Raw genomic sequence first — 11,604 nt, 5'->3', positions numbered from 1 at the left:
TACTCGTTAACAAATTCTGCTTTTTTATCCTGTAGGAGCGGGCCATGGCGGGCCTGCGGCCCGTTTGCCGAGCTGGGGCTCGGCGTTCCCAGGGGCCGCTCCTACGGGTTAAATAAAAATTCGACAATGGGCCCGCAGTAACGCGCGAAGCCCTGAAAGCCGTGATCGCCGCCGTCCTCGATGGTCTGGCGCTGGCCGCGGTAGAAATCCTCGGCGTCGCCGTAATCGAGAGTCTCGTCGCCGCGCTGCGCCAGCAGCCAGTAGCGACCGCGCAGCGGCTGTCGCAGCTCGGCTTCCAGTTCGCACATGGTATCAACGTCTGCCCGGGTTAGGCGATACTCCTGGGACTCACCACTGTAGGGCGTGAGCACCTGTCCCAGATAGGAAGGCATGAAGCGGGACGGGTGCACCGCCGGATTCACCAGCACCGCCGGCAGTCCGTAGCGCTCCGCGAGGTAACTGGACCAGAAGCCGCCCATGGAACTGCCCACCAGGCCGATGGGGCCGCACTCCTTATGGCTCAGGAAATTGTCCAGCAGACTGACCAGTGACTGCTTCGCGATGGCCGGGTAGGGCGAAACCTGCGGCGCGCAGAAGACGATGCGCGGGTACTCGGCGGCGAGGCGCGCGCGCATCAGCTGGCACTTGAAGGACTGCGGCGATGACAGAAAGCCGTGCAGATACAGCAGAATCGGCCGCTGGATGTGTTGAGACTCAGACATGGCCGGGGATTATAGCCCGGCCGCGCAAATAGCAAAGTCCGACAGGCTGCTAGTTCAGCGGACGCTGCGGTTGAGACTCTCGAAGAGGCGCCGCAAATCCGCGCGCATATACCCCCAGAAAGCGGGTGGGGAGAACCGCTGCAGGCGCTCGGTACCTGAACTGGGAAAAGTATCGCCGAACTCTCGACGGTCGCGAAACTGCAGCACCACCTTGCCCGCGCGATCGTAGAGGGTGCCCACCAGCGTGCCGTAGGCGACACTTTCCGTGAACACCTGCCTCAGCCGGGTAGTCTGCTCGAGAGGCGCGGGCAGGTAGAAATCTTCCAACTGCAATCGCAGCGTGTAGTCGGCGGCGCGGGCATCGGGAGCCAGTCGGCCACCGCGGGGCGCCAGAAAGCGCTCACCAAAGGCCTGCGCCATCGTCTCCTGCAAACGGGCGCGCTCGCCTGCATCCAGCTCGCGATTGCGCCAACCCAGCGGTTGGGCGCTGTCAGAAACCTGGCTGCGGTAGTGAATCTCCAGTGGCGCGACGTACACGCTGGCACCACTCAGGCCCAGGGCGGCAGCTGCCTCCACCTGGTCGAGATCGCTGGCGCGGGGCCGGAGTCCGGACGGCACAATATCGGCAGCGGCGTCGGGCCTGACTCCAGCAGTGTACTGATTACCGCCGGTGGCAGTACCCGGCCCGGCGCAACCACACAGCAGTGCGACCACCGCGCCCGCCACGAGTCCGCGGCTCGGCAATAGCTTCTGATACACGGCTCGCAAACCCTCATTCTGCAACCGATACTCGCTGCATTGTAGGCTCTGCGACGGGAAACCCCAGACAGCCGCGAAGAATCCGCAACGGTCCCGGCATGGAGGTTGGAACGGAGGTTGGAACGGAGGTTGGAACGGAGGTTGGAGAGGTATCGACAGTGTGCTCAGTAACCCGCCGAAGCCAGGTCGACGCTGTATTCGGACACGATGACCCGCTCTACACCGGTGGTATAGCTGCCATCTTCGCGCAACTCGAACCACCGATAGCCCGGCATCTCGTCATCGACCGCGAAGGGGCCACTGCCGGGGGTGAACTGCACCGAAGTGGACGGGGTCGCGTGCAGGCCCACACTGCCAAGACCGGGGCGATCGAGCTGACTGTCGTACTGCTGGTGCACATGCCCCCATACCAGGGCCCGCACATTCGGCGCTTGGCCGACCAACTGCAGAAACTGCTCACCGCCCTGACGCAGCATATGGCCGTCGATCCAGTCGCTACCGACCGGCACCGGCTGGTGGTGCATCATGATCATCACCGGGTGCTCGCGGCACTCGTGCAGAAGCTTCTGCAGGCGCTCAAGCTGCTCGTCACTCAGCCCACCGCAGATCTGATTCTCGACACTGGTGTCCAGCAGCAGTAATCGCCAGGCGCCCAGTGCGACCACCTCCGCACAGCGGCTTGGAGCAAACTGCCGCATACGCGCGGCGTTGTCGTGGTTGCCGGGCAGCCAGTACCAGGGCGTACGCACACGCTGCATTTTCTGCAGAAAGCGGCGGTAGGCAGCCTCGGAACCATTGGCGCTGATATCGCCGGTGGCAACCAGCAACTCGACAGCCGGCTGCGCAGCCTCGATAGCGCGCAGCACTTCATCCAGTGTGTGTCCGGTATCCAGGCCGAGCAACTGGTAATCCTGCCGACCGCCGATGTGGGGATCGGTAAACTGAACCAGGCGATGTATGGACCCGCTAGACTTTACGCTCACTTGCTCACCTTGTATTCACATCCGTGTGCGAGCCGGCGGGGGAACCACTGAAAAACTACTGCGCGTGCGCCTGGCGGCGCCCGGCGGTGCTCACAATCCTCACGTACTAAAGTACGCTCCGGTTGCTGCGCTCCGGCGGCCACCACCAGCCACCCGCTCGCTACGTTTTTTAGCGGATCCCTATCCGTCGGCCATCCAGTATTAATTCAAATTCAGCCCGACCATTGGCGAGACAGTGTCCCAGCCACTCACCCAGGAAGCGGTTGGCCTGCTGCCGCTCGTCCGCGCGCTGCATGCGCGGATTCGGGTAGGCCTGGTCAACGCCGCCAAGCGGCCCGCGCCCGTCGACAGCAACCACCTCTGCCATGCGCGCGTCGTGATAGAGGCGCACGGTAATCTGTGGCGGCGCCAGCCAGCGGCGCTCGCCGTCAGCGGCCTCTGCGCTCAGGCGGACCTCCGTCGTGTACCTGGAACGCTCCACTACCGCCAGCTCCAGCGCGCCGTGAGGCATCTGGTAACGCCAGCGCCTCCTGCTCGCCAATTCCGGCAACAATTTGCACAGGCGCAGGTAATTCGCATCGCAGTCGGCGTGGTAAGACGGCAAATCGACTCGGTACCCCGACTTTTGCCTGCCTTTTCGCGACAGATCCACGCGCCCGCGCGCTTTTTCCCCGATCTCGGTCGGTAGGGCCATTATCGACACTCCCATTCTATTGTCGCCGTGACTTAGATCTCAGTTTGCGCGCCACGCGGGTAAATGAACGAAATCTTCGGTGACTGGTCAGACTCCCCGCGTCCCCGCCACCAGTTGTTCCCGCTTCAACTGCAGCCACTGCATACAGATGACCGTGGCCGCGTTGTCGATCGGACAGCCGTCGGGACCACTCTCATCCATCGCCCGCAGTACCGCCTGCCGCGGGAAAACCCGCAGGCGGATGTCTTCGTTTTCGTGCTCCAGGCCGAAGTGACCCTCGGCCTCACTCAGGTCCACCAAAGCGCAGTAGAGATGCAGTCGTTCCGAACTGCCGCCCGGGCTCGGCATATAGCTGCGCACAAAGTGCAGCTGCTCCACCGCCAGACCGGCCTCCTCCAGGACTTCGCGCCGCGCGACGACTTCCAGGGACTCACCCTCCTCCACCATACCCGCGACCACTTCCAGGCACCAGGGGCCGCCGGGGCGCTCGAGTGCACCGACGCGGAACTGCTCGGTGAGACCCACCAGGTCTCGGTCCGGATCGTAGAGCAGCACCCCCACCGCGGGACCGCGCACAAACAGCTCGCGCTCGAATTCGCCGCTCCAGCCACCCCGAAACAGGCGGTGACGCAAACGCAGGCGCAGCATGGTGAAGAACCCCTGGAACACCGGCGTACGGGCTATGACATCCACGGCTCCGCGGGTGAACTGGGGGGACAGATCCGTGTCGCTATCGATCTTTTTCATTATCGCATCTCAATCAACTGGGCGGCGCCCAAACGTCGCCACGTCACTGCGGGACTATATCGCCGCCGGGCAACTGCTATACTCTGCGCCCACTGAAGCAGCCCTGGGCGCCCACTGAAACAGCCCTGAGCGCCGCTAAACACAGCCCTGAGCGCTCACTAACACTGCCCCTGACTCAGCGGCCACACAAGTCACCTTCCGGGATGTACAGAGATCGCACACCTATGAGAGTGCTCAATATCGCTTACCAGCAACTGCGGCGCTACGGCAAGACTCGGGTCAGCTGGGCACAAAAGCTGACGTTCGGTCTGATCAAGAACGACCACTATACTCAGGTTTTCAGCGATCGCGACGTAGCCGCCTTCGAGGCCCCCCTGGGTATTCGCGATCTCGGCGTCGGCAAGGCCAACCGGCGCCTGCTGGAAACGGTCGAGGCATTCGAGCCCGACCTGGTGATCGCCGGCCACTGCGACATGATCAGCAACGACACCCTGAAAGCCATCAAGCAGCGGCTGCCGCACTGTGCCATAGCGCACTGCAACAACGACCCGCTGTTTGTGCCCAGCAATGTGGAGCGCATCAAACACCGCGCCGAAGCCGTCGATGCGGTGTTCGTTTCCACCGGCCGTCGCGAACTGAATATATTCGAGGGCCTGGGGGCACGCGTCTACCATATGCCGAATCCGGTGGATCCGTCGATCGAGGATCTGGACAACGCCCGGCGCACCGACCTGCCCATCGACCTGCTGTTCTGCAGCAACAGCAACAATTTCACCAAGCGGCTGCAGATGGTCAAGAACCTGAAAGACGCGCTCGGTGATTCGCTGAATTTCAAGACCTACGGCAGCTTCGGTGAAGCGCCAGTGTGGGGGCGCGATTACGACCGCGCCCTGGCGCAGACCAAAATGGGGCTGAACTTCAATCGGCAGGATACCCATTACTGGTACTCGTCCGCGCGCATGGCGCAACTGGCCGGCAACGGCATTCTGCAATTTACCAGCGACAAGCTGCACTTCGACGAGTTGCTGCCCGCGGAGAGCGTGGTCTACTTCGACGACGAACAGGACCTGCTGGCGAAAATTCGCGAATTCCACGGCGACGATGCCAAACGCCGCGCCTGGGCCGCACGCGCTCGGGATTTTTTCCAGATGGAGATGAACTCGAAACTCTACGCGCAGTACATCGTCGAAGCCTCGACGCTGCAGCCGTTCAGCCACGACTACGTCTGGGCGCGCGACATCAATCTGGACGGCTCGCTCAAGTAATGCGCGCCGGCAATAGACACAGAACACATTGATTATGAGTAACAAGCCAATGCGCGTGGCGCAGGTCCTGGCCGGCGCCGAACACGGCGGCGCGGAAAATTTTTTCGTGCGCCTGGTGAGCGGGCTGAATGAACGCCCGCAGCTGACAGAGAAGGCGTTTATCCGCAATCACGACCACCGCGTGCAGGCACTGCGCAACAGCGGAGTGGAAACCGAGGGATTCAAGTTCGGCGGCAAGCTGGATTTTCGCGGCCGCAAAATTTACCGGCAGGCGCTCACCAGCTGGCAGCCCGACATCGTCATGACCTGGATGGGCCGCGCCAGCATTATCACACCGCACGCGGAAAACTACCTGCTGATTAACCGGCTGGGTCACTACTACAACCTGAAGTACTACAGCCACGCGGATTACTGGATCGGCATCAGCAAGGGCATCTGCCAGCACATGATCGACGGCGGCTTCCCCAGAGAGCGTATTTTCCACATTCCCAATTTCGCCGATGAGACTCCGGTAGAGCCGATACCCAGGGACAGTTTCGATACGCCGACGGACAGGCCGCTGATCCTCGCCGCCGGTCGCCTGCATGAGAACAAGGCGTTCGATGTGCTGCTGCACGCGCTCGCGCAGGTCCCCGACGCGATCCTGTGGCTCGCCGGCACCGGCCCGGAAGAAAAAAAGCTGAAGGCCCTGTGCCACAAGCTGGGTCTGGACGAGCGGGTGCGCTTCCTCGGCTGGCGCAACGACGTCACCGCACTGATGAGAACCGCCGATCTGTTCGTGTGCCCGTCGCGGCACGAGGGACTGGGTTCCATCGTGATGGAATCCTGGGCGCACCGCTGCCCGATCGTCGCGACCAATTCACAGGGCCCCGGCGAGGCGATTACCGATGGCGTGAGCGGCCTGCTCACCCCCATCGACGACGCCGACGCGCTGGCGCAGGCGATCCGCTCGGTGCTGGACAATCCGGAGCTGCGCCAGAGCCTGATCGAGGGCGCCGCCGAGGTGTACGCGCAGGGCTATTCGCGAAAGCATATCGTCGACGCCTATATCGAGCTGTACCAGCAGCTGATGGCGAAGCGGCAATAGCGCAAGACTTCCTGTAGGAGCGGCGGGGCGGCCATCCGCCCATGGCCGCGATCGATTGTGACGCTGGCACTTGGCCGACTAGTCCGATCGCGGCCATGGGCCGCTCCTACATGGGGAATCGCAAGAAGATCTGTAAAGGCGAACCTTGTGTTCGCCCGCAGGCCCCGCGGCCCGTATGCCGAGCCGTCACTCGGGGCTCCCGGACATATCAGTAGGGCGGAAAGCGATTCAGCATCAGTGCCAGCTCTTCACTCAAGCGCTGCTGGCTCTGCGCCGGGTCGGCATAGCGCGCGGCGGCGGAGGGCGTACTGGCGCGCCACAGGGGCGAACTCTGGGGTGACAGCACATCCAGCACCAGGAAGTTTTCCCGGTACTGGCGCACCTCGAGCGGTGCGCGCCAGCCGAAGCCCCAGTAGCGGTAGCCGCCATAGAGCGCGTAGCTGTCCTCGTAAACCGCAACTTTCTCCACCGAGTTCAACTGCAGACGCACCAGGAAATCGGCGCTGTCGGCGCTCTGTGCCGGCTGGTAGCGCATGCGCAGCAGAGCGTCCAGCGCCTGCCGGGCGCGCTTGATTTCCAGCGGGGAAACCGGGCCGGTGGCCAGGGGCTCGAGCAGGTAATAGGTGCGCAGGCCGGCAAAGTCCGCCTGCGGATCATAATCCACGGCGACCGGCGGCACCGTTGCACAGCCCGCCAGTAGCAGCACAAAAAAGACAAAAAAACTGGCCCGCAATTTGGCACTCATGCCTGTCTCCAACTTCTGAATCACTGAAGGATCGGCATCCGTACCGAACAGAGGTCTATTCCTATTGTATTGTTGGCGGCCTCAATAGGCCGCCGGCAGATCCCGTAACAGTTCCCTGACTGCGGTGCCGATGACCCGCTGGCGCTCTTCGGCGCTCTCCGGGCGCGTCAGCAACTTGGTCGCGCTGCCGCCCCAGATGGCCGCACCGCCGGGCCGGCCTATGCCCAGGGTCACGGTCACCCGCGGCGCACCGGTGCGCGCGGGCAATTCGACCACGCCCTGGGCGGCATTGCTGTCGAACTGGGCATCCCAACTGGGATTGCTCGGGTCGCCGGAAAACTGCTCTTCCACCACCGCCACCTGGTAGTCCACCAGCATATCCGCATTTCCCGGTTCCGCCTCTTCGCGGTAGCCCCGCGCGCTCAGCTCAGCGGCAACGGCGGCACGCATTTCCTCATCCAGCTCGACCAGCTGTGCCGATGCCTCCGGCACGTCGCCGAGCGCCGACTGGCCCCAGGCGTAGGTGGAGAATGCCACCGGCGCCGAACGCGGCTCGACACGCTCTACCTGCATCTCCTGGCAGCCGGCGAGCAGCAGTCCGAACAGGCCCATCAGTATTAAACGCATATCGACTCCCTTGCTTCTTTTTTCGCTTGGTCTGGCCTTACTTGGTCGGCTCGGCTAGGCATATTTCTATTTTAGGACTCCAGCTGTACCACTCGGGCTTGGCCTCCGGATAGAGCGGGAAGTGACTGCCCGATTCCACCTCGAACCCCATCTGCGGCGGCTCGGGCGTGGCGAAAGCGAGGCCACCGGCCAGCAGCGCCTGGGTGGATTCGGTATGGATCTGCAGGCCGGTCTTCAGGCCGATATTCACTTCCATACCACTGGCATGCCAGAACACCGTGTGCTCCCGCACCAGGGGGCGGTAGCACGGCTGTATATGTACATAGATGTAAACGCGGTCCGCCAGTTCCCCCAGCGCGAAGCCGGTCACCTCCCCCACCTGCACCTGGCGATAGTAGACCGGACTGCCCGGCACCAGCGAACCGCGGCGTGGCGCATCGAGTATCACCGCCAGGCCGGGGCGACTCATGATATCCGCCAGGTCCTCCCGCGGCGGCTCCGGCAGCGCGACGAACTCCAACTGCGGCCCACCGCTGCCGGGTTCCATTGCCAGGTAGCGGCCGGTGATCAGGGTGTCCAGGTTGGCCACTTTGTCGATGCCGATCTGTGGCGACACCACCCAGATGCGCGTGCCCTCGCGGGCGAAGTGCTCGCCGCGATGGTACAGCTTGGCGGAGGCGTGCACCGCGCCCAGGTCCCGCTCCAGCCGCAGCCGGGTGATCTCCCCCACCTGGATTCCCCTGTAGCGCAGTGGCGCGCCGGCCTTGAGACCCTCGGCGTCCTGCAGCGCTATTTGAATCTCCACCCCCTCTTCCAGCGCTGCCTCGCGGCTGCTGTACAGCGGGAAGCGGTCGCCGCTCTTCGCCGGCGCGGCGTTTTCCCGCGCGCGCGGTGGGCTGCCGAAGGCGATACCGCCGCGCACCAGCGACAGCAGCGAATCCGCCTCCACTTCTATGCCGTTCAGGCTGGCGGTGGCGCGCAGGCCGCTGACATTCCAGAAACGGCTCTCTTTATTGACCAGGTGCGCGTAGCGCGGCTCAATCACCACATAGACTTCGACGCCGTCTCCGTCCGGGCGCAGCTCCATGCCCTGCACCCTGCCCACCTCGATGCGCCGGTAATAGACGGAAGCTCCGCGCTGCAGCGAGCCCGGACTGCGCGAAGTCAGGCGCAGGTGCAGGCCGGGCGCACGCGGGTCCATCGGCGGCGCCGAAGAGCGCGCGTCAAAAGTGCGCTGCGAGCGCTCGCCGCGGCGCAGGTCCACCTCGATGCGGTTGCCCTTGAGCAGCTCGTTGAGGCCGCCGGCGAAATCCAGCGTCGGCGGTGCCAGCCAGAAGCGGGTATTTTCGCTCAGCAGGTCGTCGGTGATCGGATCCATCAACACCCGCACCTCCATGCCGTCGATCTGGTGGCTGGCCTTGACCTCGCTGACCTGTCCCACCTGGATACCCTGGTAGTACACCTGGGTGCTGCCCGCGGTGACACTGACGCCGCGATCGAAATTCAGCGTAACCGGAATGCCGGCATCGGCGGCGGCAAAACTCTTGTACAGCTTGAATTCGCTGCCATTGACCGCCAGCGGCGACTGGCGCTGCGCCTCGGGGGTGTAAAAGCTGACGCCGCCGGCCACCAGCGCGGCCAGCGATTCCAGGTTCACGGTAATGCCGCCGATGCCGCCCTCCACCGAAATACCCGAACTGTTCCAGAAGCGGCTGCCCCGGTGTACCAGGTGGGCGAACTCGCGGCGAATAAACAGGTCGATTTCCACGCCGCTGCCGTCCTGGTCCAGGCGGTAATCCTCCACCTGCCCGACATTCAGCTGGAGGTAATAGATGGGCGACCCCCGGTTCAGCGAGCCCAGCCGCGGCGACTTCAGCACGACGCGCAGGCCGTCGCCGCGCACGAAGGCCGGCGGCCGGTCGAGGGCCACGAACTTGCGCTTGCGCCCGCCGCTGCCGGGCTCGACGGCGATATAGTTGCCGGACACCAGGGTTTCCAGCCCGCGCACACCGGTGATGGTGAACTCCGGTTTCACCACCCAGAAGTCGGTGCCCTCCACCAGCAGGTGCTCGGCACTGCGATTGAAGTCCACCTCGGCCAGCACGCCGTCGGCGCCGTTCAGTTCCTCCGCGTCGGGCATCAGGCGAAAGTCCCGCACGACGCCGATATCCACGCCGGAATATTTCACCACCGTCTTGCCCTTGATCAGGCCGTCGCCGGAGTGGAACAGTATGGTGGCACTGATATCGCCCTGGGTGACATCCCGGTACAGCAGCCAGACGGCGATCAGGGCCGCGATCAGGGGCAGCAGCCACACGAGCGGCAGGCCGCGACTTCTGCGCACCAGGCCCTGCTGGGGACCGTCTCCGCCGGAGCGGGCGTCCCGGAAGCCGTTGTCCGGAGGCAGTTCGTCAGTCACCCGGGCCTCCTCGACGCCGTTCCGCTGATTCCAAGCCCCGGCGCTCGTCATAGACGTCCCAGATCAAACGCGGGTCGAAGCTGCGCGCCGCCATCATGGTCACCACCACCACGGTGGCGAAAGCCGTACTGCCCGGCCCCGCCGCCACCTCGGCGATTGCGCCCATGTCCACCAGCGCCACCAGAATGGAGATCATGAACAGGTCCAGCAGCGACCAGCGGCCGATGCCCGAAACCACCCGGTAGAGCTTCATCGCCTGCAGCGGAACCAGCGGCAGCCGCAGCTGGATCTGCACCAGCAGCAGCGCCAGCCCCACCAGTTTCATGACCGGCACCGCAATGCTGGCGACGAAGACGATCAACGCTATACCCCAGAGACCGGCGTTATATAGCTGCATCACACCGCTGATAATCGTGCTGGGCTCCCCGGACCCCAGATAGATAACCGTCATCACCGGCAGGATATTGGCCGGCAGCAGCAACAGCGCGCCGGTGATGGTGAGCGCCCAGGTCAGCATCAGGCTGCCATCGATACGGCCGTGCACCCTGGCGCCACAGCGCGGGCAGTAGCAGCGACCGCCAGGCGGCAGCGATACCAGCTGGTGACAGCAGAGGCAGCTTGTGAGGCCGTGCTCTAGGGCTTTTTGTGGGCGCGTCACGACAGTTCTCCGACGCCAGCCGCCCGCTGCCGGCGACGCGCCATGCGATCCCAGACCGCCTGCGGATCAAAACTCAAGGTGGTCAGATTCGCCACCAGCATCATGGCGACGAAGCAATAGAGACCGGGCCCGACTTCCATCTTGCCCAGATCGCTCATTTTGATCAGCGCCACCAGTATGCCGAGCATATAGACGTCCAGCATGCCCCACTCCTTCAGGTGCTGGTACCAGCGTACCGCGGCGGCTACCGACCGGTCGAGAAAAGCCCAGGCGCTGCCCCAGCAGATAAATGCCAGCAGCAGAAACTTTCCCAGCGGCGCCAGCACACTGCAGAACAGCACCAGCGTGGACAGCCAGATGTAGCCGGCCGCGAACAGCGACATGACGCCATTCAGCAGTGTGTTTTCGGCGCCGAAGGCAAAAATGGAAAAGTGCAGCAGGGGCAGCATCGCGGTGGGGATGAACAGCACGAGACCGGTCAGACTCAGGGCAGCGGTGTAGCGAATACTGTTTTGCGCATTGCGATGCAACGTGGCATTGCAGCGCGGACACAGCAGTTTCTGACCGGGCGGTGCCAGCCTCCCCGTCAGCAGCAGGTCACATTCGTGACAGGCGCGCCGCCAGCGTGTCGGCGATTTGTCTCGCCCGTATTCCATAGGCGGGGGTCCTTGCCTTTTTCTGCACAATGGTTGCCGCATCCAAACAGGCTGCGCGTGCGTCTATTGAAATGTTACGCTGCGGCCGCATCCTAACCGCGGCGTAATTGCCGAATGTTCGCCAGTAACCGCACATTCGCGTCGGTTTAACGAAGATATACCAAAAAGCTGCAACCGTCGCCTCGACGCTCCAGCTGGCCGCGGGTACACTCTCGCGACTGCTTATTTGGGGAGACTGGCAG

12 protein-coding genes are annotated in these 11,604 nt (G+C 63.7%); 2 read left to right on the top strand and 10 right to left on the bottom strand.

The annotated features are described in order from the left end of the window. Nucleotides 1–101 precede the first annotated feature (101 nt). From RRF64_RS14810 to RRF64_RS14790, 5 genes are all read right to left on the bottom strand, one after another. Complete coding sequence (locus tag RRF64_RS14810; protein ID WP_323846668.1) at nt 102–722, bottom strand: YqiA/YcfP family alpha/beta fold hydrolase; 621 nt, start codon at nt 720–722, stop codon at nt 102–104. Between the two features lie 54 nt (nt 723–776). After that, nucleotides 777–1,481, bottom strand: a complete 705-nt coding sequence (locus RRF64_RS14805; protein WP_323846667.1) for a hypothetical protein — start codon at nt 1,479–1,481, stop codon at nt 777–779. A 164-nt stretch (nt 1,482–1,645) separates the two neighbouring features. Further along, a complete protein-coding gene (locus RRF64_RS14800; RefSeq protein ID WP_323846666.1) occupies nt 1,646–2,464 on the bottom strand; it encodes a phosphodiesterase in 819 nt (272 codons plus the stop codon). A 169-nt stretch (nt 2,465–2,633) separates the two neighbouring features. After that, nucleotides 2,634–3,158, bottom strand: a complete 525-nt coding sequence (locus RRF64_RS14795) for a DUF1249 domain-containing protein (protein WP_323846665.1) — start codon at nt 3,156–3,158, stop codon at nt 2,634–2,636. Between the two features lie 87 nt (nt 3,159–3,245). Next, the gene (locus RRF64_RS14790; RefSeq protein WP_323846664.1) at nt 3,246–3,905 is read right to left on the bottom strand and encodes an NUDIX domain-containing protein; all 660 of its coding nucleotides are present in this window, start codon (nt 3,903–3,905) and stop codon (nt 3,246–3,248) included. A 224-nt stretch (nt 3,906–4,129) separates the two neighbouring features. Between RRF64_RS14790 and RRF64_RS14785 the strand changes: the two genes are divergently transcribed. Both RRF64_RS14785 and RRF64_RS14780 read left to right on the top strand, forming a co-directional pair. Further along, nucleotides 4,130–5,170, top strand: a complete 1,041-nt coding sequence (locus RRF64_RS14785) for a glycosyltransferase (RefSeq protein ID WP_323846663.1) — start codon at nt 4,130–4,132, stop codon at nt 5,168–5,170. A 34-nt stretch (nt 5,171–5,204) separates the two neighbouring features. Further along, the gene (locus RRF64_RS14780; protein ID WP_323846662.1) at nt 5,205–6,257 is read left to right on the top strand and encodes a glycosyltransferase; all 1,053 of its coding nucleotides are present in this window, start codon (nt 5,205–5,207) and stop codon (nt 6,255–6,257) included. 208 nt (nt 6,258–6,465) lie between these two features. On the opposite strand, the gene RRF64_RS14775 is transcribed toward RRF64_RS14780, so the two are convergent. The 5 genes from RRF64_RS14775 to RRF64_RS14755 form a co-directional block, all read right to left on the bottom strand. Next, complete coding sequence (locus RRF64_RS14775) at nt 6,466–7,002, bottom strand: DUF4136 domain-containing protein (protein WP_323846661.1); 537 nt, start codon at nt 7,000–7,002, stop codon at nt 6,466–6,468. 81 nt (nt 7,003–7,083) lie between these two features. Further along, on the bottom strand, nt 7,084–7,629 hold the full coding sequence (locus tag RRF64_RS14770; RefSeq protein WP_323846660.1) for a DUF4136 domain-containing protein: 546 nt from the start codon (nt 7,627–7,629) through the stop codon (nt 7,084–7,086). A 37-nt stretch (nt 7,630–7,666) separates the two neighbouring features. After that, nucleotides 7,667–10,048 carry a PqiB family protein gene (locus RRF64_RS14765; RefSeq protein WP_323846659.1) on the bottom strand — a complete coding sequence of 794 codons (2,382 nt, stop codon included), beginning with the start codon at nt 10,046–10,048 and terminating at the stop codon, nt 7,667–7,669. Then, on the bottom strand, nt 10,041–10,706 hold the full coding sequence (locus tag RRF64_RS14760) for a paraquat-inducible protein A (protein WP_479691299.1): 666 nt from the start codon (nt 10,704–10,706) through the stop codon (nt 10,041–10,043). The genes RRF64_RS14765 and RRF64_RS14760 overlap by 8 nt, the downstream gene beginning before the upstream one ends. Continuing rightward, the gene (locus RRF64_RS14755) at nt 10,703–11,362 is read right to left on the bottom strand and encodes a paraquat-inducible protein A (protein ID WP_323846658.1); all 660 of its coding nucleotides are present in this window, start codon (nt 11,360–11,362) and stop codon (nt 10,703–10,705) included. Before RRF64_RS14755 ends, RRF64_RS14760 begins: the two co-directional genes overlap by 4 nt. Nucleotides 11,363–11,604 lie beyond the last annotated feature (242 nt).

The sequence above is a fragment of the Microbulbifer magnicolonia genome (genome assembly GCF_035117725.1).
Taxonomy (GTDB): Bacteria; Pseudomonadota; Gammaproteobacteria; order Pseudomonadales; family Cellvibrionaceae; genus Microbulbifer; species Microbulbifer magnicolonia.
Note: the sequence above shows the minus strand (reverse complement) of the source record. Positions and strands in the feature narration are given on the sequence as shown.

What these genes read in the sequence shown, in the direction of transcription:
- RRF64_RS14755 (WP_323846658.1), bottom strand. Translation starts at nt 11,362, where the DNA reads ATGGAATACGGGCGAGACAAATCGCCGACACGCTGGCGGCGCGCCTGT.
- RRF64_RS14775 (WP_323846661.1), bottom strand. Translation starts at nt 7,002, where the DNA reads ATGAGTGCCAAATTGCGGGCCAGTTTTTTTGTCTTTTTTGTGCTGCTA.
- RRF64_RS14790 (WP_323846664.1), bottom strand. Translation starts at nt 3,905, where the DNA reads ATGAAAAAGATCGATAGCGACACGGATCTGTCCCCCCAGTTCACCCGC.
- RRF64_RS14795 (WP_323846665.1), bottom strand. Translation starts at nt 3,158, where the DNA reads ATGGCCCTACCGACCGAGATCGGGGAAAAAGCGCGCGGGCGCGTGGAT.
- RRF64_RS14770 (WP_323846660.1), bottom strand. Translation starts at nt 7,629, where the DNA reads ATGCGTTTAATACTGATGGGCCTGTTCGGACTGCTGCTCGCCGGCTGC.
- RRF64_RS14780 (WP_323846662.1), top strand. Translation starts at nt 5,205, where the DNA reads ATGAGTAACAAGCCAATGCGCGTGGCGCAGGTCCTGGCCGGCGCCGAA.
- RRF64_RS14810 (WP_323846668.1), bottom strand. Translation starts at nt 722, where the DNA reads ATGTCTGAGTCTCAACACATCCAGCGGCCGATTCTGCTGTATCTGCAC.
- RRF64_RS14785 (WP_323846663.1), top strand. Translation starts at nt 4,130, where the DNA reads ATGAGAGTGCTCAATATCGCTTACCAGCAACTGCGGCGCTACGGCAAG.